The organism is Deinococcus aquaticus (genome assembly GCF_028622095.1).
Lineage (GTDB): Bacteria > Deinococcota > Deinococci > Deinococcales > Deinococcaceae > Deinococcus > Deinococcus aquaticus.
The window spans coordinates 2,959,986-2,980,743 of record NZ_CP115165.1; the positions used below are offsets into that span (position 1 = coordinate 2,959,986).

Consider the following 20,758-nt stretch of genomic DNA (forward strand, 5'->3'; position numbering starts at 1 on the left):
GCGGTCAGGGCCAGCGGGTCACGTCCTGCAAGGCCTCCTCATCCGGGGTGAGCGGCTCGAAGCGGGTGCGGAACAGGTCGAAGGTGTCGTCGGCGATGAACAGCGCACCCGGCCGGGCGTTGCGGGCCTGCACCCGGCGGCGCGCCTCGGCGCCCGGGACGGCCAGAACGTGCAGGGTCAGCGGCGCGCCCAGTGCGGAGGCCTGCGCGCGCAGTTCGTCGCGGGCCGCGCGGGTCCAGAACCCGTGATCCAGAATGACCGGCACGCCCAGCGTGGCCGCGCGGGTCCACTGGGCGTCCATGACGGTCATCACGCGACGGAACAGGGCCGGGAACTCGTCGGCGGGCGGGTCCTGGCCGTACAGGGTGGTCATCCACTCGTCGGACGTGAAGCGCAGCGCGCCCAGCTGCGTTTCCAGCGTGCGGGCCAGGGTGGTCTTGCCGCTGCCGATGAAGCCGTGCAGCGCGTGGATGCGCCCCGGCATCAGTTCCATCATCAGATGAGATCGATGCTGAACGGCGCGGGGCGCGGCAGCACCCGCACGTGCGGCGACAGCACCGTCGGCTGATCCGCCGCGCCGACGGGCGGGGTGAGGGACGGGGCTTCGAGGTTCAGATCGAAGCTGGGGATGGGGTCGGGCACCCCGGCGCGGCGCAGCAGCGTGAGCGTCCCGGTGTGCCCGTTCAGCCGGACCAGTGCGCCGTCCAGCAGCCAGTCCGTGTCGTGCGCGGTCAGGGGCAGCGTGATGGCGGGGCGGGCGCCGTGGCGGGCGTGCGCGGCGACCGGCGAGTGCAGGCCGCTGCGGGGCACGATCAGCGCGGCGGCGTCGGCCAGGGCGGGCAGGTGGTGCGGGGCGGGCGGGCCGGGCAGCAGGGCCACCCGGCCGGGCGGGACGCGCTCGCCGGGCGTCCAGCGGTGCAGGCGGCCGTCGCGCACGCCGGGCGACAGGGCCGTGCCGGTCAGGGTGTCCGGCCCCGCTGCGTGAGGGGCCGGCACGTGAGGAACGGACGCGGGCAGCGGTTGCGACCGGGCGGCGTGCCGGCGGGCCTGTGCCAGGGTGCGCAGCGTGGCGGGGTCCAGCGTGCCGTCCAGCGCGGCGATCAGGTCGGCGGGCGTCAGCCAGCGGGCGTCGGCGGTGCGGTCCAGCCAGCCGTGGGCGCGCAGGTGCGCGGCGGCCCCGACGGCGGCGCGCAGGGCGGCGCGGCGGGCGGCCCTCAGGGCGCTCTGCTGGGCGTCCAGCGCACTGTGCTGCGCGCGGGCGACCCGCAGGACCAGCAGGGCGGCGGCGCGGCGCGGGCCGTTCAGGGTGGTCCGTAACTGGTTCAGGGCGTGGCGGGGCACGCCGGTGTCGTCGCGTTCGGCCAGCAGTTCCAGGTGCAGCCCCCCGGCGTCGTTCAGCCAGTGGCGGGTCACGCGGGACAGCAGGTGCGTGGAGAGCGGCGCGGTCAACGGGGCCGGGTGCGCCGCCTGCCGTTCCAGGGTGCCCAGCGCGTCGATCAGGGTCCGCGCCGGGTCCAGCCGGTCCGGCGCGGCCTGATGCGCGGGCAGTCGGGTGGCCTGCCACAGCAGCCGGGGCAGGCGCAGGGTGCTGCGCGGCCCGCGTCCGCTGTCCGGGGTGGGCGTGCCGGGCTGGTCGGGTCCGGCCCCCAGGGCGTCCCGCAGGGCGCGGGCGAGCGCGGTGGGGTGCGGGCCGGTCAGAACCCTCAGGTGCGCGGCTTGCAGGTGCGGCCCCGCCTCCTGCGCCGTACTGCCCGGCCCGGAACCGGCTGCACTGGCGCGGACCGGGGAGGGAGCCGCGCGCAGGATCCGGGCGCTGACTCCGTGCGGGTCGCTTCCGCCCAGGGCGGCGCTCAGGGCGTGGGCGCGGGCGGCGTACTCCAGCCGCAGCAGTTCGGCGAACAGCGTGCCGGGCGGCAGGGACGGCTGGTCGTGCATGGGCAGCCAGCCGTCCGCCGGGGCGGGGAGGCCATCACCGGCGGGCGTCCCACTCGCGGGGGGGCGGGTGGGGGGCGTGGGGACGGCGCGGTCGGGGTCAGCCATGGGCTGCGCTCATTGTGTTCACATCCGATGTTCAGGTGCAAGGGCAGCGGTTCCGTTTGCACTGTCCTTCTCCGTGTCGCTTCCATCCGGGCCGCCCCCAGATACCTGCATTCCGCCGGGTTCACCTGCGAGCACCCTGACCTCCCGACCCGCCGGCAGCAGGTAGGCGCGCAGCGTGCCGCCGTGCAGGTCCGCGATCAGGTACGGCACGTCGTAGGTCGCCAGTCGGGTGTCGGTGAGGCTGGGCTGATCGGGGCCGCGCGGGTGACTGTGGTACAGGCCCACCAGTTCCAGGCCCTCGGCGCGCATGGCTTTCAGGGCGCGCAGCAGGTGCAGCGGGTCGGCCAGGTACTCGCGCTGCGGGTCGCGGGCGGTGTTCGGCAGCGGGTACAGCGTCCGCACCTGCCAGGTGGGCAGCGCACCCGCCTGCACGGGCACGGTCAGGCCGCCCAGCGCGCCCACGCACTCGCGCGGGGCGTCCCGGCGGGCGTGGGCCCACAGTTCGGCCCGCAGTGAATCGGGAAGCAGCAGCACCCGGTCATTATGAACCGCTGCGTGCCCGGCAGGCCAGGACCTCCCCTGACGGGTGAAATGCCGTGCTGGCCGCAGCCTTCCGGGTGCGGTGAGGGGGGCGATGGGGTACACTGCGCCCCATGGCGAAGGCTCGTTCAAGGGGTGCTCCTCCGGTAGGAAGATTTGACGGAGAGGCGCTGGGCCTGGTGCTGTTCGCGCTGGGTATTTTTCTGGGTGTCACGGTGCTGCTTCCACAGACCGACGTGAACGGCGCGGGGTTCATGGCGCAGGCGCGGACGCTGCTGACCACCTGGCTGGGGTGGGCGGCGTGGCTGCTGCCGGTCGTGCCGGTCGCGTACGGGGTGCTGGTATTCCTGGGACGCGACCTGACGAACCTGTCGCGCCGCGTGCTGGGCGGCGTGATCGTGGTGCTGTCCATGCTGGCGCTGCATGAGGTGGTGCAGCCGGGCGCGGCGGGCCGGCTGGCCGAGCAGGTCATGAGGCCGCTGCTGGCGGCCGTCAGTTACCTCGCGGCGCTCATTCCGCTGGTCACGTTGACGCTGGGGACCGAGGTGATGCTGCGCCTGAAACCGCTGACGCTGCTCAAGGGCTTCTTCCTGATGGTCAGCGTGCTGCTGGGCGGCGGGGCCGCGCAGGTGCAGGGTGCCATCGAGTCCCGGCAGGAGGGCCGCGAGGCTGCCCGCGTGCGGGGCGCGGCCCGGCAGGGCGTGGCCGCCACGGCCCGCGACGTGGACACCCTGCGCCGCCTGTACCCGCAGGCCGACGCGCCGCGCACCCTTCAGGCCGAACTGCGGGAAGCGCAGCGGGAGATCCGCACGCTGGACGAGGCGGGCCTGAAGAACCTGGACCGTGAACTGAGCGCGTGGCGCGAAAGCCTGCGCACGTTCGTCGGGGACGCCGCGCGCGACCTGCGTGAACAGGTGATCGCCGAAGCCCCGGACGCCGGAGCGAACGTGGAGGCGACTGCCAACGAACTGCGCGCCGGACGGCACGAGCTGAGCGTCGAGCTGCCCAGCACCCTCGCCAGCGGCGCGCTGGAACGCCTGCGCCGCGCGATGGTCATGGAAATCCAGAGGCTCGCGCAGCGGGCCGGGCGACTGGAACGCGACCGCAAGGCCGCCGAGAAGGCCCTGGGTAAACCGGACGCCGCCACCCTGACCCGCGAACTGCCCGCCCATCAGGAACGCACCCAGGAGTGGCTGGATCTGGTCGCGGACTTCACGGCGTGGCGGGGTCGCCTGCACGCGTACGCCGGCTGGCCGGACCTGACGGCCGCGTTCGACCGCGCGCCGACCGAGGCGGCCGCGCAGCTGGCCGAGGCGCTGGCCGCCGACCCGGACGGCACGCTGGCCGACCCGGCCGAGTGGCGCGTGCATCTGGCCCGCGTGCAGGAAGAAGCCCGCCGCCGCGCCGAGGCCATGAGCACGCCCGCCGTGACCGCGCTCCCCACCCTGGATTTCGATTTCAGCGCCGCGCCCGCCCCGCAGCCAAGCCCGCTGCCCGCTCAGACGCTGGCCCCGGCAACCGCGACGTCGCCGGGCCTGTGGACCCGTCCCGGCGAGACGCTACCGCCATCCGCGCCGCCACCTGTGACCCTGCCTGCCGCCCAGACTCCGGTGCAGACCGTGGCTCCGGCTGCGGCGTCTGTGGGGGCCGGCCTGCCGCCCGCCGCGACCCGTACCCCGGTCACGCTGCCGCCCGCAGAGCCGCTGGACCCGGCGCTGGACGACCTGGACTTCGGCCCGGAACTTGAAGCGCAGACGGCGGCCGACCTCCATGGTTCAAGTGACACCGTGGACCATGACAGGGTGGCCTTCATGCCGGCCAGTCCAGCCGCTTCCATGCCCTCTGCGCAGGCGGCGGGCGGGTCGCTGGACCCCTTCAGCGACTGGGACGATGACGACCTGCCGTTCGGCCCGGCCAGCAGCGGGACTGTTCAGGGCGGGGGGGCTCCTGCGGTTCCGGCAGCCCGCGTCTCCGCGCCGTGGGAGGCGGGTCCGCCCGTCTCCCCTGCCCGGCCCGCGCCGGTGCCCTCTGCGCCGACTGTTTCTGCTCCGACTCCGGTCACGGCGCCTGTGGTGGCGGCCCTGCCGCACGAGAAACTCGCGGCGCTGGCGGCGCTGGAGCGTCCGCCCATGCAGGGGGCCTTACCGCTGGCGCTGCCCACGTACGCGCTGCTGGACGCCATTCCGGCGGCGGCGCTGAACACCGAGGCGCTGGACATCTCGGCGCGGCAGCGGGCCAGTCTGATCGACGAGACGCTGCGGCACTTCAACCTGCAGGCGCGGGTGGTGGATTACGCGCGCGGCCCGACCGTCACGCGTTACGAGATCGAGCCCGCACCCGGCGAGAAGATCAGCCGCATCGCGGGCCTCAGTAACGATCTGGCGCGGGCGCTGGCGGTCGGCGGGGTGCGCGTGGAGGCCCCAGTGCCGGGCAAGAGCGTCATCGGTCTGGAAGTCCCGAACGCCGAGCGCGAACCCGTCACGTTCCACCAGGCGGCGGACGCCCCGAGTTTCCGGGCCACGCGCGCAAAACTGCCGATCATTCTGGGCAAGAGCATCGACGGGGAACTGATGGTCGGGGACCTCGCCAAGATGCCGCACCTGCTGGTGGCGGGCAGTACGGGCAGCGGGAAGTCGGTGTGCGTGAACACGCTGATCACCAGTCTGCTGTTCCGGTACCTGCCGACCGAACTGCGCTTCCTGATGATCGACCCGAAGATGGTGGAACTCACGCCGTACGACGGGATTCCGCATCTGGTGCGGAACGTGGTGACCAACCCGGTGGACGCGGCGGGCGTGCTGCTGGGCGCCGTGGCGCACATGGAGCGGCGGTACAAGATGATGTCGCAGGTGGGGGCCAAGAACCTCGAGCAGTTCAACGCGAAGATGCGTCAGATCGGCGAGACGGAACTGCCGCATCTGGTGATCATCATCGACGAGCTGGCGGACCTGATGATCACCAGCCCCAAGGAGGTCGAGAGCGCGATCATGCGGCTGGCGCAGATGGCCCGCGCGACCGGCATGCATCTGGTCCTGGCGACGCAGCGGCCCAGCGTGGACATCCTGACCAGCCTGATCAAGGTGAACGTTCCGGCGCGCATTGCGTTCGCGGTGAGCAGCAGCCACGATTCCCGCACGATTCTGGACGCCATGGGCGCCGAGCGCCTGACCGGCATGGGCGACATGCTGTTCTATCAGCCGGGGCTGATCAAGCCGCTGCGGTTGCAGGGGCCGTACATCAGCGAGGTCGAGTCGGCCCGCATTGCCGACGAACTGCGCCGGCAGGTGTTCGAGGATGATTTCGTGGAGGCTTACGGCTCGGATTTCGAGGGGGGCGTGGAGGCCAGTGGCCCCGGCGCGGACCGCTCGAACATGGACTTCAGTGACCCGCTGCTGCGGCAGGCGGCGCAGATCTGCATCGAGGAGGGTCAGGGGAGCGTGTCGAGGTTGCAGCGTCGCCTGTCGGTGGGGCACGCCCGCGCCGGGAAACTGATGGACATGCTCGAGGCGATGGGAATCGTCAGCAAGCACCAGGGCAGCAAGCCGCGCGACATCCTGATCAGCGAGGCGGATCTGGCCGAGCACTTCGGCCGCTGACAGCGGCGGACAGGTGGGCAGCGCGGTGATTCCGGTCCGGGAGTCCCGCGCTGCTGCCATTGTCCCGCTGCTATGGCCCGGGGGGCGGCGTCTGACCCCGAGCCGCCTTCCATCGGCACGGGCAGGGCCAGGCGCCGCCGTGCAGTATTCGTACCTTTCGCTTATTAAATGAGTTAAGAGTGAGATTCCGCCTAATTTTGCGGCCTATTCCGTTTAACAGATTTGTTGGAAAGCTTCCTGAAGTTGCATTTTTATGCCGCGTGGTGAAGATTAAGTGCCGGACTACAGCACAACCCAATTTCACAAGAGGTGATTTCATGAAGAAGCAAACCAGCTTTATCACGCTCAGCCTGATGCTTGCCACGCCTGCCCTGGCCGGCGGCGCAGGTGCGCCCGCAGCCCGCCCCGCTCCCGCAGCCTGCATGACCATCTCGCAGATCGTGGCGAAGGACCCCAACTTCAGCACCCTGGCCACCGCGCTGGAAGCGGCCGGACTGACCAACACCCTCAAGAGCGGCAGCTACACGGTGTTCGCGCCCACCAACGCCGCCTTCTCCAAACTGCCCAGCGATACCCTCGCCATGGCCCTGAACGACACCGAGATGCTGCGCAGCATCCTGCTGTACCACGTGGTGCCCGGTAAGGTCACGGCCAAGCAGGTCATGGGCATGAGCTCGGGCATGACCGCCCAGGGCGGCTCCTTCCTGGTCACCGTGACCGGCGGCAAGGTCATGATCGACAACGCGACCGTCACCAAGGCCGACGTGGTGGCCTGTAACGGCATCGTGCACGTGATCGACACCGTCCTGATGCCCGCCATGGACGCCATGCAGGGCGCGGCCGACACCGCCGAGCCTGCCATGGCCGAGCCCGTGGTGGCTGAACCCGTCATGGCCGAGCCCGTCGCCGCCCCCGCCGCGCCCGCCAGCGTGGACCTGATGAGCATCCCCGCCACGCCCGTCAGCAGCGGCATGACCACCACGACTAATGTGACGACCAGCACCACCACGACCGACACTGCGGCCAGCACCGCCACGACCGATACGGTCGCCACGGGCGACACCATGATGGCCGGCACCACCCTGTACGACATGATCGTGGCCGACGAGCGCTTCAGCACCCTGCGCGACCTGATCAGCGACGCCGAACTGACCGAAGTGCTGATGACCACCGACTACACCGTCTTCGCGCCCACGAACGCAGCGTTCGAGAACGTGAACCCCGAGCAGCTGGCCCTGATCGCCAGCAACCCCGACGTGCTCAAGCAGGTGCTGCTGTACCACGTCGTGACCGGCAAACTGACCGGTGAAGACCTCGCGGCCGCCACCCAGCTGCGCAGCGCCGAGGGCGAGAGCCTCGACCTGACCCTGGACGGCACCAGCCAGATGGTGAACACCGCCATGATCGACGGGGCCGCTATTGAGGCCAGCAACGGCAACATCTACGCCATCAACGAACTGCTGCTGCCCCCCGAACTGGTCATCCCCGAGATGCCCGCCGACGACGGCATGGAAACGACGGACGCCGCCGTGACCGACACCACGACCGCCACGGTCACCACCACGACGACCACCACGACCACTGCGGCGGCCCCCGCCATGACCGGTAACGCCCTCGTGGACGCCCTGAGCCAGCCGCAGTTCAGCACCCTGCTGAGCCTCGTCAAGAAAGCCGATCTGGTCGCCGCACTGACCGCCGCTGACGTGACGGTCTTTGCCCCCACCAACGACGCCTTCGCCAAGGTGCCCGCCGCGACCCTGGACGCCCTGATGGTCAACCCCGACGCCCTGAAACAGGTCCTGCTGTTCCACGTCGTTTCCGGCCGCGTGGTCGACGACGGCCTGAAGGTCAGCCAGCTGCGCTCGCTGGAAGGCAGCTCCATCGACCTGAAGATGGACGGCACCAACATGATGGCCGGCGTTCTGAAGGCCGACGTTCTGACGGGCGGCACGTACAGCACCCGCATCGACGCCGGTAACAGCGTCATCTACCCCATCGACTCCGTGCTGCTGCCCCCCACCCTGAAGTAAGCGGCAGGGCGCAGACAGGAGGAGGGCCGTTTCACCTCAGGGTGAGCGGCCCTCTTCCTGTGTCTCCCTTTCCCGTGTGGTCAACCGGCCGTGCGGGCGTCCAGGGTGCTCAGGAAGGCGTCCCAGGTGGCCTGCGTGCGCGGCAGGGCGTCCTGTTCGGTCCAGGCCCAGTACGGCGTGTACAGGCTGCGGGCCGTGATGACTTCCTGCCGGAAGATCTCGGCGCTCAGGCCCATTCCCAGCAGGCCACTACTTGCAAAGCGGCCCAGGACGCCGCTACGGTCGTACGGCACGGCGCGCGGCGTGACCTGCCAGCCGTGTGGCGTGGGTTCGAGCAGCAGGTACTGGGCGCGCGGATCACCCGTGGCTGGCGACCCGACCGACCCCGTATTCACCACCCACGTGCCGTCGATCACGGCGTTCACGGGCCGGTGAATGTGAGAGGCGATCAGCACGCCGTACTCGCCGCCGTCCGGGGCGCGGCGCAGCGCCTGCACGCGCTCTGCGGGCGTGCGGTCGCTCAGGCTCTCGCGGTAATGATCGGCGGTGCCGTGCGCTACCTGCACCAGCGGCAACCCCGGCTCACGCAGCGTCAGGGTCATCGGCCAGTCGGCCGGGACGTGCAGCAGTCCCGCCGCGTCCAGCTGATCGGCACTCCAGGCAGTGGCCCCCCAGAACGGGTCCGGAAACCATTCGGGCGGCAGCACATCACTGCGCGCCTGCCACAGCCGCAGGAGGTCATCGTGATTCCCCAGCGTGAACGTCACGTCGTCCCGGTCCAGCAGCGTCTGGAGGACCTGCACGGAATCCGGCCCCCGGTTCACCACGTCTCCGTTCACGATCAGCCGCCCGGCCCCCTGCGCCCGCGCGTCGCGCAGCACGGCCGCCAGCGCGTCGGCGTTCCCGTGAATGTCTGCCAGAATCGCCACCCTCATCAGAGCGGCATTCTAGAACGCCCAGTAAGGGCGGCACGGCGACCAGATCGGGATTCTCGCGGTCGCCGTGGGCGGGAAGCGGGCGGGGCCGGGCCGGTTCGCCTGATCTCCCCTGCCCGGCCCCGCTCCTGCCGACTCATACGGCGTCCGTATCAGTTGCGGAAGATGACCTCTTCGCGGTTGAAGGACCGCAGGGCCAGGGCGCTCAGCAGGGCCGCGCCCGCGATGTTCACGGTCATGGCCAGCAGCGCATTCAGGGGGTTGATGTCGCCCTGCACGGTGTCCAGGATGGCGACCATGCCGCCGAAGATGGGAATGGCGTACACGCCGGTTCCCAGGGTCAGGAAGTCCGCGAATTGCAGCAGGAGGGCCGGAATGACGATCAGGATGCTGATGGGCGCGATGTACGTCTGCGCTTCCTTGAAGGAGCGGGCGTAGATGCCGATGGCGATCAGCAGGGCGCTGATCAGCAGGGCGGCGCTGACGGCCACGCCCAGCAGGGTCAGGGTGCCGCCGACGCTGAGGGTCAGTTGCCCGCTCATCTCGCGCGTCAGGGCGGCGGTGTCCGGCGCCTGACCGCCCAGCCAGACGTTCAGGGCGACGCCGCTGAGGACGAAGCCCATGACGCTGAACGCGGCGCTGGTCAGGGCGGTGACGGTGGTGGCCAGGAGTTTCCCGGCGACCACCTCGGCCCGGCGGATCGGGGAGACGATCAGGCTTTCGAGGGTGCCGCGTTCCTTCTCGCCGGCGGTGGCGTCCACGGCGGTGGCCATCGCGCCGGACAGGATGAACTGCACCATCAGCATGGGGATCAGGAAGGCCAGTTGCCCGCTGCGCTGTTCCTGCTGGGTGCTGGTGTCCACGGGGCTCAGGGTGACGGGCGTCAGGGTCTGTTCGTTCAGGCCCAGGCTGTTCAGGCGGCTGACCGCCAGGGTGTGGTTGTACTCCTCGACCACGCCGCGAACCTTGCCGTACGCGCCGGTCTGGGCGCTGAGACTGCCGAGTTTGGCGTGCACCTCCAGGGTGCCGGTGCCGCTGCCGGCGCGGGTGGGCAGAGGCGTGGCGGCGCGGATGGCGGCGTCCACGTCCCCGGACTGCACGGCGCGCGTGGGGTCCGTGACGGGCACCAGCGTCACGCCGGCGCGGACGACCGTGCCGTCCGGGAGGGTCTCGTCACGTTCCAGGGCGGCGCGCAGCGGGGCGGGCAGGGTGCCGGCCACGCCGATCTTCTGGCGTTCCTGCTGCTGCCCGCCGATGAAACTGCCCAGCATCAGGGGCAGGCCCAGGGTCAGCAGGGGAATCAGGATCAGGGGCATCAGGACGGTGGCGTTCAGGGTGCGGCGGTCGCGCAGCGTGGAGAGCAGGTCGCGGGCGGCGACGTGCCAGACCATGCGGGGCCGCAGGCCGCGGGCAGGGCGGGACGCAGCGGTGGGGGGCATGTCAGGCATGGGCGGCCTCCCCGCGCAGCAGCGAGAAGAACGCGCGTTCCAGGTTGCGTTCCCCGGTGCGCTCCAGGATGTCCGGGACGCTGCCGGTCGTGACGAGCGCGCCCTCGTGCAGGATGGCGACCCGGTCGCAGAGTTCTTCCGCCTCGCTCATGACGTGCGTGGAGTACACGGTCAGGCGGCCCGGCGCGCGGGTGGCCTGCACGAAGTCCAGCAGGGTGCGGCGCGCGAAGATGTCCAGTCCGCTGGCAGCCTCGTCGAGAATCAGGACGGCCGGGTCGTGAATGACGGCGCGGGCGATCACGACCTTCTGTTTCATGCCGGTCGAGTACTCCCCGGCGCGGGTGTCGAGCGTGCGCCCGAGTTCGAGGCGTTCGTCGAGTTCAGCGATGCGGGCGTCGGCCTGCGCGCGGGTCAGGTCGTACAGCGCCGCGAAGGACCGCAGCACCTCGCGTCCGGTCAGGCGGGCGGGCAGGCCCATGCCGCCGTTCACGACGCCCACCACGCGCCGCACCGATTCCGGGTCACGCAGGGCGTCATGTCCGGCCAGGGTGACCTGACCGCTGTCGGGGCGCAGCAGAGTGGCCATGATGCGAAGCAGCGTGGTCTTCCCCGCTCCGTTCGGGCCGAGCAGACCGAAGACCTCGCCGCCGCGTGCGTGCAGGTTCACGCCGCGCAGCGCGGTGAACGTTCCGTAGGTTTTGCGTAGTTCCTGAATGTCGAGCATCGGGCTCCTGTGCGTGAATGACCGGCCTGAACACCACCGGGATGAGGACGACGGAAGGGAAAGGGGATGTCGGGGGGCCTGAGGTGAGTGGCCGCCAATGTGTTCTGAAGTGCCATACGTGCCGGACGCACAGTTGGTTTCCGTCAGGTCGCCCACACGAACCTGACGGGCCGCTGACCGGCGCCGGGCGGGTGTTCCGGGCCACAGGACGCAGGTCAAGATCAAGTGACTGTTGCCTCATGCAACATGAGAGAAAATCTGTAACAATGGGAAAGTTGCGCTACCAGGCGCACCCTGCCCCGCAAGTTGTACCCGGTCCACCCGGCGACCAGCCCCCCCGAACGTCTGTTCTTTCCCAGGTTCCACCCATGACTGCCGGCCACATCCCGCCCGCTCAGGGCACCCTCATCGGCGCAGGTTCAGATCAGTTCAGCAGCGGCCAGGGCCCACACGGGCACACGCCGTTCACCGCGCTCAACCCACCCCCACCCCTGCGCGCCGGCCACCGCCCGTGTCCGCCGCCCGCACCCACCGGAGGAACGCATGTTCAATCCCCCCACCCTTGAAGACCTGCAGGAAACCCGCCGCGCCAACGAGAAACTCGTCCTGAAGGCACTGGAAAGCAAGCCGGAATGGGTCGAGACTGAACTTGCCAAGACCACCGGACTGGCCCTGTCGCACCTGCGCGCCGCGCTGGCCAGCCTGCTCGACCAGGGCCGCGTGCGCCGCCTGCCCGGCACCGGCACCCGCGCCGTGTACGGTCTGGCCGACCCCGGCCTGGCCGACGTGCCCGCCACGCCCCTGACGGGCGACGCCAAGCGCGTCCGCGACTACCTGGAGGGCCGCGCCGACAGTGCCCTGTACATGAGCGACCAGCTGCGCATGACCCGCGAGGACGTCATGACCGCCCTGAGCCTTCTGAACGCGCACGGCATGATCACCTGCACCTTCGTGGGCAGCCTCGTGATCTTCCGCCTGAAAGAAACCCAGGCGCTCGGCAGCGAGCAGGCCGCCCCGGCCGCCGCCGGCAAGAAGAAACAGGTCGCCTGACCCCGACCCGTCCGGGGCCGGCCCTCCCACATGCGGGGGGCCGGCCCCGGACGTCTGGCTACCTGCAGAGGCGCGGCCGGCGGCTCTCTGTGACGGCCTGACGGTCGCCTCACGGAGCGTTTGGTATTCTCGGGGGTATGAAGCTTGTGCTCGCTGTGATTCAGGACGCTGACGCGACCGCGCTGGTGCGGGTGCTGTCCGAGAACGCCTTCGAAGTCACGAAGCTGGCCAGCACCGGCGGCTTCCTGCGCGAAGGCAACACCACCCTCATGATCGGCGTGGACGACGAACGCCTCGAGGAACTCAAACGGCACGTGCAGCGCACCTGCCGCGCCCGCACCCGACTGGTGGCGCCCAGCGTCCCCATGGGCGAACAGAACGAGGGTCTCGTCGGCGACCCGGTCGAGGTGCCGGTCGGCGGGGCCGTGATGTTCGTCATGGGCGTGCAGGAATTTATCAAGGTCTGACCCGGGGTTGATGGTTGAAAGGAGATGGATGATGGACGCGAAAACCGACCATCATCCATCTCCCTTTAACTTCTGTCTTTCAACCGTTCACCCTTACACGCGGGTGAGGTCCCTGGGCAGCGGCAGGAACTCGATTTCCGGGTGCTGCTCGGCGGTGTATTCCAGGTCGTACTTGCTGCGGAACAGCATGACGGGGCGGCCCTGGTCGTCCTCGACGTGGCGGGCGAAGCGGGCGACGCCGTCCGGATCGCCGGCCAGCCAGCGGACGAGGCCGTAGCTGGTGACATGCATCTCGACGTCCACGGTGTATTCCTCGAGCAGGCGGGCCTGGAAGACCTCGAATTGCAGCGGGCCGACCGCGCCCAGGTAGGGGTCGCGGGCGCCGTCGGTGGGGTAGAAGACCTGCACGACGCCTTCCTCGGCCAGCTGCGTGAGGCCCTTCATGAACGCCTTGCGTTTGCCGACGTCCTTGAGGCTGATGGTGGCGAACGTCTCGGGCGTGAAGCGCGGGAAGCTGGGCAGCGTGACCTTGGCGTCGAGGCTGATCACGTCGCCGATCTGGAACACGCCGGGGTTCACGAGGCCCACGATGTCGCCGGGGTACGCTTCCTCGACCTTCTCGCGGTCCTGCGCGAACAGCGTGTGCGCCTGCGAGAGCCGCAACTTGCGGCCCGTGCGGGTGTGCGTGACGTCCATGCCGCGCTCGAAGTGGCCGCTCATGACGCGCATGTACGCGGTGCGGTCACGGTGCTGCTTACTCATGTTCGCCTGCAACTTGAAGATGAACCCCGCGAAGGCCGCCTCGGGGTCGCGGTCGCCAAGGTTCGTTTCGACCGGGCCGGGGGGCGGCGCGAGGTCCACGAAGTTACTCAGGAAGTGCTCGACACCGAAGTTGTTCATGGCCGACCCGAAGAACACCGGGGTCAGTTCGCCGGTCAGGAATTTCGCTTCCTCGAATTCCGGCATGGCTCCCTGAATCAGTTCGACGTCCTCGCGAAGTTTCGCGGCGAGGTCCGCGCCGACCAGAGCGTCCAGTTTCGGGTCGTTCAGGCCGCTGGTCTGCATGGGCGCGCGGTGCTTCCCGCCCGACGTGCGCTCAAAGGCCAGCACCTGCCCGGTCTGGAGGTCGTACACGCCCTTGAAGTCCGGGCCGTCCCCGATGGGCCACGTGAGCGGCACGGCCGTGATCTTCAGGATGCCTTCCAGTTGCTCCAGCAATTCGAAGGGGTCCTGGGCGGGGCGGTCCATCTTGTTCACGAAGGTCAGGATCGGAATGCCCCGGTTGCGGCACACCGCGAACAGCTTCTCGGTCTGGGCCTGCACGCCACGCGCGGCGTCGAGGACCATCAGGGCGCTGTCGGCGGCGGTCAGGGTGCGGTAGGTGTCCTCACTGAAATCCTGGTGTCCGGGCGTGTCGAGCAGGTTCACGTGCCGACCCGCGTACTCGAAGGTCAGCGCGGAGGAACTGATGGAGATGCCGCGCTGCTGCTCGATGCTCATCCAGTCGCTCTTGGTGTGGCTGCGGCCTTCCTTGGCGGTCACGCTGCCGGCTTCCTGGATGGCGCCTCCGTACAGCAGGAGCTTTTCCGTGATGGTGGTCTTCCCGGCGTCCGGGTGACTGATGATGGCGAAGGTGCGGCGGCGGGCGATCTCGCTGCTCAGGGCGGCGGGGTTGATGTCGGGGCTGGTCATGGAAACTCCTGCGGGCCTGAAAAAGCGCGGCCCGAAGCGGGAAAACGGCGGGAAGGTCACTGCGGAGAATGGTCCTGGACACGGGGTGCTGCGAACGTGGGGCGCTGCGGGAACACAGTTCTCGACCCTCGCTGGAACATCTGTCCGGATTCCAGTGTCAGGGCGCCTGACGCTTCCATTCTCCCAACTGCTCCGAGAAACTCACTCACTGCGCCGGGTGGGCAGCCCCTTCTGACGCTGCCGACCCGGCACTTCTGACTAGGGTGGCGTGAGGAGAACGGTCATTCCCGCATGATACCGCCCCGCGCGCGCCGCGTCACCCGCCCGTCACGGTGGGAGCGAAGGCGCTCAGGGCGGCGTCCAGGGTACCCAGGCGCGCGGCGATCAGGGCGTGCGGGTCGCGGTGGTACCCGCCCGCCATGACGGTCACGGTGGGCAGGCGGGCGCGGGCCGCCCAGCGCAGCACCCGGTCGTCGCGGCGGCGCACCCCGGCCGGACTGAGGGCCAGTTTGCCCAGTTGATCCCCACTCAACACGTCCGCCCCGGCGAGGTAGTACACGAAGTCCGGCGCGAAGGTGGCCACAGCGGGCGCGACCACCCGGTCCAGGGCATTCAGGTAGGCGGCGTCCCCGGTGCTGTCGGGAAGCGGCACGTCCAGGTCGCTGATCTCCTTGCGGAAGGGGTAGTTGTTCTGCGCGTGCACGCTGACGGTCAGCACGCGCGGCTCGCGGGCGAAGATGGCGGCCGTGCCGTTGCCCTGGTGCACGTCTAGGTCCAGGATCAGGATGCGGCTGGCCTGCGCGGTGTCCAGCAGCCAGCGGGCGCTGATCGCCACGTCGTTCAGGAACGAGAAGCCCTCGGCGTGATCCGCGTGGGCGTGGTGCGTGCCGCCCCCCAGGTTCAGGCCCAGCCCCAGGGTCAGGGCGTCGCGGGTGGCGGCCAGGGTGGCGCCGCAACTGCCCAGGCCCCGCTCGACCAGCGCCGGGCTCCAGGGGAAGCCCAGGGCGCGTTCCTCGTCTCGGGTCACGTTGCCGGCGCGCCAGCGGGTCAGGAACGCCGGGTCGTGCACCCGCCCGGCCAGCGCCCACGGCAGGTCCGGCGCGTCATGCAGGGGGAGTCTCGCGGCCGCCCCGTCCAGCAGCGGCGCAATGAACTCGCGCGGCAGGAACTGACGGCGCGGCGCGGGCGCCCCCTGGTAAGCCGCGCGGCGAAACGGCGTGAACGCCCGGAACGGATGCGTGAACCTCACCCGCGCAGGCTACGCCGGGCCGCGCCGCCGCACCGCGAGCCCTGACAGCTTTGCCCGGCCTGCGCCCACGCCGATTCCCAAGGATCGCTCTGCGCGGCCCCCCGCGCCCGGGCGCACAGTGCAGGCATGTACCGCGCCGTGACCGCCCACCCCGAGAAGCACTTCACTGGCTCGGAAACCGTGTCGGACATCGTGATCGGCATGAGTGACGGCCTGACCGTGCCGTTCGCACTGGCGGCCGGACTGTCCGGCGCGGTCGCCAGCGGGCACGTGGTGCTGATCGCCGGGATTGCCGAGATGGCCGCCGGAAGTATCGCCATGGGCCTGGGCGGGTACCTCGCGGCGCGCAGCGAGCACGAATCGTACCTCTCCGAACGGGCGCGCGAGCAACGCGAGGTGGAGGAGAAACGCGACCTGGAAATCGAGGAGGTCCGCGACGTGTTCCGCAGCTACGGCCTGACCGGTGACACCGTGGAGGCCGCCACGCAGGGCATCATCAGCGACCGGGAACGCTGGGTGAACTTCATGATGAAGCAGGAACTGGGCCTGGAGGAACCCGACCCGAAACGCGCCCTGCGCAGCGCCCTCACCATCGGGCTGGCGTACGTCGCGGGCGGCGTGATTCCGCTCGCACCGTACGCGCTGAACGTCCCCCTGAACCGCGCGCTGCTGATCTCGGCCGCACTGACGCTGGTCGCGCTGTTCATCTTCGGTGCACTCAAGGGCCGCTTTACCGGCGGGTCCGTGTGGCGCAGCGCCTTCCAGACCCTGCTGGTCGGTGCGGCCGCGTCCGGCGCGGCGTTCCTGATCGCGCGCGCCGTGTCCGGCACGGGCGGCGCGTAGGGAACACGTACGGGTGGGGTGGGCGGCGCAGAATAACCGCGTGAGCACCCACTCCCGCTGGGCGGCCCTGCGCCGCCACCTGCAAGTCCCGCTCGTGCTGGCCCCGATGGCGGGCGGCGTGGGCACCCCCGCCCTGGCCGCCGCCGTCTCGGAGGCTGGCGGGCTGGGCAGCCTGGGCGCCGCGTACCTGACGCCCCCGCAAATCCGGGAGGCCCTGGCGGCCGTGCGCGCCAGGACAGACCAGCCGTTCGCGGTGAACCTGTTCGCGCCGCAGCCCCTGCCGCCCGTGACCGCGCAGGCCATCGCGGCGGCCTGCGCGGAACTCGCGCCCTTTCACGCGGCGCTGCACCTGCCGCCGCCCACCCTGCCGCCGCAGGTGCAGGAGGACTTCGGCGCGCAACTGCACGCGGTCCTCGCCGACCCGCCGGCCGTGTTCTCGTTCGCGTTCGGTCGCCTGCCGCCCGGCGCGCTGAACGCCCTGCACGCGGCGGGCGTGCTGGTGATTGGCACCGCCACCAGCCTCCCGGAAGCGCAGCTGCTGGCGCAGGACGGCGTGGACGCCGTGACCGTGCAGGGCGGCGCGGCCGGCGGTCACCGGGGCGGCTGGCAGGAGGACGCCCTGGCCGGCACCCTGACCCTCACGCGGCAGGTCACTCAGGCCACGCGCCTCCCGGTGATCGCGGCGGGCGGCCTGATGACCGCTGGGGACGTGCAGGCCGCGCTGGATGCTGGGGCGACGCTGGCAGCGTGCGGCACGGCGTTCCTGCTGGCCGACGAGGCCGGCACGCCCGACCCCTACCGCCGCGCCCTTCAGAGCGGCGAGCGGCAGACCGTCCTGACCCGCGCCTACAGCGGCCGCACCGCGCGCGGCCTGCGCACCACCCTGACCGGCGGCGTCCACTCTCCCCTGCCCTTCCCCTGGCAGAACGCCCTGACCCGCTCCCTGCGCGCGGCGGGTGCGCAGGCCGGACACGCGGACCTGCTGAGCCTGTGGGCCGGGGAAGGCTACCGGCAGGCCCGCGCCGGGAGCGCCGCGCAGATCATGGCGGACCTGACCCCATGACGCCAGCCCCCCTGACCGTCGCCCTGCGGCCCCTGCGCCCCGGGGATGAGGAGGCGGCGGTGCGCTGGGCGGCGGACCCGGTGTTCTGCCGCGCGGTGGACTGGACGCCGGGCCTGTCGGCGCGGGTGGTGCGGCGGCACTGGCAGATGATCATCGCGGCGCAGGAGCCTGCCTTCTACCGCTGGGGTGTCACGGTGAACGGCGAACTGGTCGGGTACGCGGACCTGGGCCGCATCGGGCCGGACGGCGCGGAACTGGGCATCGCCCTCGGGGACCGGGCGCAGTGGGGGCGCGGGGTGGCGTTCAGGGCGTGCCGGGAGCTACTGACCCTGGCGTGGGAGGCGGACCTGCCGCGCGTGACGGCGCTGGTTCACGCGCCGAATGCGCGTTCGCACGCCCTGATGCGCCGCCTGGGAATGCACGAGGACGGGCAGGCCAACCCGGAATCGTACGGGGGCGAGGTGATGCCCGTCACGCGCTACGTGATCTTCAATCCGCAGGCAACGCGGAAGTAGGTGGGCAGTGCGGAGTGGTTCGCCATACCCATATCCCCCCACTTCCTACTCATACGGACTCCGATGGAATGGTTTGCAAAAACCGTTCCATCCGAGCGGACGCGAGCAGGAGAGAAACGGGTTCCGGGCGTGGAGTTAGCAACCCGGTGCTGTCCCGGGTTGTTAACGAAACAGACGGAATCCGTATCAGTCCCGCAGCGTGTGGCCCGCTTCCCGCAGGGTGTGGGCGGCGCGGTGCAGGTCGGCCTGCGCGACGAGCACGTAGTCGGTGTTGAAGGTGGACAGCGCGAAAATGCCGATCCCGGCGTCCCGCAGGGGGTCCAGGACACTGGCGAGGATGCCGGCCAGGGTGAATTCGAACGGGCCGTGCAGTTTCAGGGCGGCCCAGCCGCGCTGCGTGGTGACGCCCGCCGGGACCTGCGGGGCGGCGCACACGACGGACAATTCGTCACTGACGCCCAGGACGCACCACAGGTCGCCCGTGAACGCCCAGGCGGGCGCGGGGCTTCCGGCGGGAAGCTGCGAGACGGCGTACTCGCCGGGCAACACGGACAGCGTCTGGGACATGGCGGCAGCATAGGCCGACCCGCAGGTCCTGTGCGGCCCGCCCCGTCCCCCCCTCCATCCGGCCAGGGTGGGCACCTGTCCGTTTGCCGGGCGTGCTGGCAGGGCGCGGGGATCACCATGTGGGCATGACGATTTTTTCTGAACTTTCGAAGGGAATGGCGGACGCGGTCGAGGCCGCGTCGGAGAGTGTGGTGCAGGTCCGGGCGGCGCGGCCGGTCAGCGGCACGGTGGTCGGTGACGGCCTGATCCTGACGGCCGCGCACGTGCTGCCCACCGATGACGTGACGGTCGTGACGGCCGGCGGGGTGCGCTGGGGGGCGGTGGTGGCGGGGCGTGACCCGGCGACGGATCTGGCGCTGCTGCGCGTGCCGGGCCTGAGCCTCCCGGCCCTGACCGTGGGCACTGCGGCGCGGGTGGGCGAGTTGCTGCTGGCGGTGGGTCGCCCGCCGCATGGCGTGCAGGCGGCGCTGGGTCTGTACGGGCGCGGCGTGCCCACGCGCGGGCCGGGGCAGGGCTGGCTGCCAAGCGGGGCCGCGCCGTTCCCGGCGTCGAGTGGGGGGGCGCTGCTGAACGCGGGCGGCGGTCTGGTGGGCGTCCTGAATGCGGGCGTGCGGCGCGGCGAGTTGCTGGCCGTGCCAGCCGAGCGGGCGCTGCGGGTGGCGGCGCTGCTGGACTCGCAGGGCCGCGTGCCGCGCGGGTACCTGGGCCTGTCCGCCCAGCCGGTGCACTTCCCGGAAGCGGACCCCGCTGCGGCGGAGACCGGCGCTGAGAGTGGGTCCGGTCCGGACGGGCCGGCAGCGCACGAACCGCGCGGCCCCTGGGTTGGCGGCTCCTGGGCTGGCGGTCCCTGGGGTCACGGCCACCGGGCCGGGCGGGATCATGAACGCGGTCGTGAGGGTGGTCGTGGACGAGGCCTGGGCCGGGGTCCCGGCGGCGGGCGCGGCGGCCCCTGGGGACCGCGTGGACCCTGGCAGAAGGGTGATTGGCAGCCGGGCGGATGGAACCAGAGCGGTTGGAATCAGGGCGGCCGCGTGGGCCTGACGGTCGTGCAGGTCGACCCGGACGGCCCGGCGGCGCAGGCGGGCGTGCTGGTCGGGGACGTGCTGCTGAGCCTGGACGGCACCCCGGTCCGGCACCCGCATGAACTGCTGGAACGCGTGCGGGATCAGGCCGGGCAGACGGTGACGCTGCGCGTCCTGCGGGGCGGGCAGGAGCAGGACCTGCCGGTACGGGTCGGGGAACGCTGAGCAGCGCCGTGCGCCGGCCCGTGACTCCGCCCGTGATTCCGGGCAGGCTGGCGGGACGGGTAGGATCAGGCATGAGCGGCCAGCCATCCCACCCCGCCGCCGGCAGTCAGGCCCTGCCGACCGTTCAGGTGGCGGTGGCCTCGGCGATGCTCGCGGCGGGCGTGCAGGCGATCCTGGCCGCGCACGGCATTCGCAGCGCGCCGGACCGTGACCGGCCGGAGGCGGACGTGCTGATCGTGGACGACGCGTGGCTGGCCGACCCGGACGCCCTGGGCGGCCACCCGGCCCTGGTGGCGCTGGGGTCGGGCGTGTGGGCCACGCTGCTGCCCGACCTGAGCGCGGGCGGCTGGGCGGCCCTGGGTGCCGACGCCACCCCCGCCGAACTGCTGGCCGGGGTGCTGGGGGCCGCCGCCGGACTGGCCGTCCTGCCGCCCGCGCTGCTGCCACCCCCCACCCCGGAAACCCCGGCTGACGACCTGCAAGACGACGATCCTGCGAGTGTCCCACCGGGCGACGTGATCCTCACCCCCCGCGAACGCGACGTGCTGGCCCTGCTGGCCGAGGGCCTGAGCAACAAACGCGCCGCCCGTGACCTGGGTGTCTCAGAGAGCACCGTCAAGTTTCACGTGCAGGCCCTGTACTCCAAGCTGGGCGTGCAGAGCCGCGCCGGGGCGGTCGCGCGCGGCATCTCCCTGGGACTGGTCAGCGTGTAATACGGAGTCCGTGTAAGGCAAGACCGTGGGATGTGTCCC

The 20,758-nt window shown here is 71.0% G+C and carries 18 protein-coding genes; 9 read left to right on the plus strand and 9 right to left on the minus strand.

The features are described from left to right. Positions 1–4 precede the first annotated feature (4 nt). The 3 genes from M8445_RS14275 to M8445_RS14285 are packed head-to-tail and all read right to left on the minus strand — an operon-like array spanning position 5 to position 2,574. Positions 5–484, minus strand: a complete 480-nt coding sequence (locus M8445_RS14275; RefSeq protein ID WP_273988581.1) for a P-loop nucleotide/nucleoside kinase family protein — start codon at positions 482–484, stop codon at positions 5–7. A gap of 11 nt (positions 485–495) precedes the next feature. Then, positions 496–2,040, minus strand: coding sequence for a hypothetical protein (locus M8445_RS14280; protein ID WP_273988582.1), 1,545 nt, complete (start codon positions 2,038–2,040; stop codon positions 496–498). An 18-nt stretch (positions 2,041–2,058) separates the two neighbouring features. Beyond that, complete coding sequence (locus M8445_RS14285) at positions 2,059–2,574, minus strand: M67 family metallopeptidase (RefSeq protein WP_337961602.1); 516 nt, start codon at positions 2,572–2,574, stop codon at positions 2,059–2,061. Between the two features lie 119 nt (positions 2,575–2,693). Between M8445_RS14285 and M8445_RS14290 the strand changes: the two genes are divergently transcribed. Together M8445_RS14290 and M8445_RS14295 are read left to right on the plus strand one after the other, a co-directional pair. After that, positions 2,694–6,176, plus strand: coding sequence for a DNA translocase FtsK (locus M8445_RS14290; protein WP_273988583.1), 3,483 nt, complete (start codon positions 2,694–2,696; stop codon positions 6,174–6,176). A gap of 317 nt (positions 6,177–6,493) precedes the next feature. Beyond that, on the plus strand, positions 6,494–8,206 hold the full coding sequence (locus M8445_RS14295) for a fasciclin domain-containing protein (protein WP_273988585.1): 1,713 nt from the start codon (positions 6,494–6,496) through the stop codon (positions 8,204–8,206). An 80-nt stretch (positions 8,207–8,286) separates the two neighbouring features. On the opposite strand, the gene M8445_RS14300 is transcribed toward M8445_RS14295, so the two are convergent. The 3 genes from M8445_RS14300 to M8445_RS14310 form a co-directional block, all read right to left on the minus strand. Then, entirely contained in the window at positions 8,287–9,141 is an 855-nt protein-coding gene (locus tag M8445_RS14300; protein ID WP_273988586.1) for a metallophosphoesterase family protein, read from the minus strand. 152 nt (positions 9,142–9,293) lie between these two features. Then, positions 9,294–10,589 carry an ABC transporter permease gene (locus tag M8445_RS14305; RefSeq protein WP_273988588.1) on the minus strand — a complete coding sequence of 432 codons (1,296 nt, stop codon included), beginning with the start codon at positions 10,587–10,589 and terminating at the stop codon, positions 9,294–9,296. Next, positions 10,582–11,313, minus strand: a complete 732-nt coding sequence (locus tag M8445_RS14310; RefSeq protein WP_273988590.1) for an ABC transporter ATP-binding protein — start codon at positions 11,311–11,313, stop codon at positions 10,582–10,584. The genes M8445_RS14305 and M8445_RS14310 overlap by 8 nt, the downstream gene beginning before the upstream one ends. 543 nt (positions 11,314–11,856) lie before the next feature. Between M8445_RS14310 and M8445_RS14315 the strand changes: the two genes are divergently transcribed. Both M8445_RS14315 and M8445_RS14320 read left to right on the plus strand, forming a co-directional pair. Beyond that, positions 11,857–12,363: a transcription initiation factor IIE subunit alpha family protein gene (locus M8445_RS14315; protein ID WP_273988591.1), complete on the plus strand. Its 507-nt coding sequence runs from the start codon at positions 11,857–11,859 to the stop codon at positions 12,361–12,363. 137 nt (positions 12,364–12,500) lie between these two features. After that, positions 12,501–12,830 carry a cyclic-di-AMP receptor gene (locus M8445_RS14320; RefSeq protein WP_273988592.1) on the plus strand — a complete coding sequence of 110 codons (330 nt, stop codon included), beginning with the start codon at positions 12,501–12,503 and terminating at the stop codon, positions 12,828–12,830. Between the two features lie 93 nt (positions 12,831–12,923). On the opposite strand, the gene M8445_RS14325 is transcribed toward M8445_RS14320, so the two are convergent. Both M8445_RS14325 and M8445_RS14330 read right to left on the minus strand, forming a co-directional pair. After that, complete coding sequence (locus M8445_RS14325; RefSeq protein ID WP_273988593.1) at positions 12,924–14,522, minus strand: peptide chain release factor 3; 1,599 nt, start codon at positions 14,520–14,522, stop codon at positions 12,924–12,926. 316 nt (positions 14,523–14,838) lie between these two features. After that, complete coding sequence (locus M8445_RS14330) at positions 14,839–15,771, minus strand: histone deacetylase family protein (RefSeq protein ID WP_273988594.1); 933 nt, start codon at positions 15,769–15,771, stop codon at positions 14,839–14,841. Between the two features lie 126 nt (positions 15,772–15,897). Between M8445_RS14330 and M8445_RS14335 the strand changes: the two genes are divergently transcribed. Genes M8445_RS14335 through M8445_RS14345 form a run of 3 tightly spaced genes read left to right on the plus strand, consistent with a single transcriptional unit; the run spans position 15,898 to position 18,192 of the window. Next, entirely contained in the window at positions 15,898–16,614 is a 717-nt protein-coding gene (locus tag M8445_RS14335) for a VIT1/CCC1 transporter family protein (protein ID WP_273988596.1), read from the plus strand. 40 nt (positions 16,615–16,654) lie between these two features. Further along, entirely contained in the window at positions 16,655–17,677 is a 1,023-nt protein-coding gene (locus M8445_RS14340) for an NAD(P)H-dependent flavin oxidoreductase (protein ID WP_273988598.1), read from the plus strand. Then, positions 17,674–18,192: a GNAT family N-acetyltransferase gene (locus tag M8445_RS14345; protein ID WP_273988600.1), complete on the plus strand. Its 519-nt coding sequence runs from the start codon at positions 17,674–17,676 to the stop codon at positions 18,190–18,192. The genes M8445_RS14340 and M8445_RS14345 overlap by 4 nt, the downstream gene beginning before the upstream one ends. Before the next feature lie 186 nt (positions 18,193–18,378). Here the strand turns inward: M8445_RS14345 and M8445_RS14350 are convergent, their stop codons facing one another. Beyond that, positions 18,379–18,759, minus strand: a complete 381-nt coding sequence (locus M8445_RS14350) for an ACT domain-containing protein (RefSeq protein ID WP_273988602.1) — start codon at positions 18,757–18,759, stop codon at positions 18,379–18,381. 125 nt (positions 18,760–18,884) lie between these two features. Between M8445_RS14350 and M8445_RS14355 the strand changes: the two genes are divergently transcribed. Both M8445_RS14355 and M8445_RS14360 read left to right on the plus strand, forming a co-directional pair. Then, positions 18,885–20,006 (plus strand): S1C family serine protease, encoded by a 1,122-nt coding sequence (locus tag M8445_RS14355; RefSeq protein ID WP_273988603.1) that lies wholly within the window; start codon positions 18,885–18,887, stop codon positions 20,004–20,006. Positions 20,007–20,077: 71 nt separating this feature from the next. Then, positions 20,078–20,719: a helix-turn-helix transcriptional regulator gene (locus M8445_RS14360; protein ID WP_273988605.1), complete on the plus strand. Its 642-nt coding sequence runs from the start codon at positions 20,078–20,080 to the stop codon at positions 20,717–20,719. The last annotated feature ends 39 nt before the right edge of the window (positions 20,720–20,758 follow it).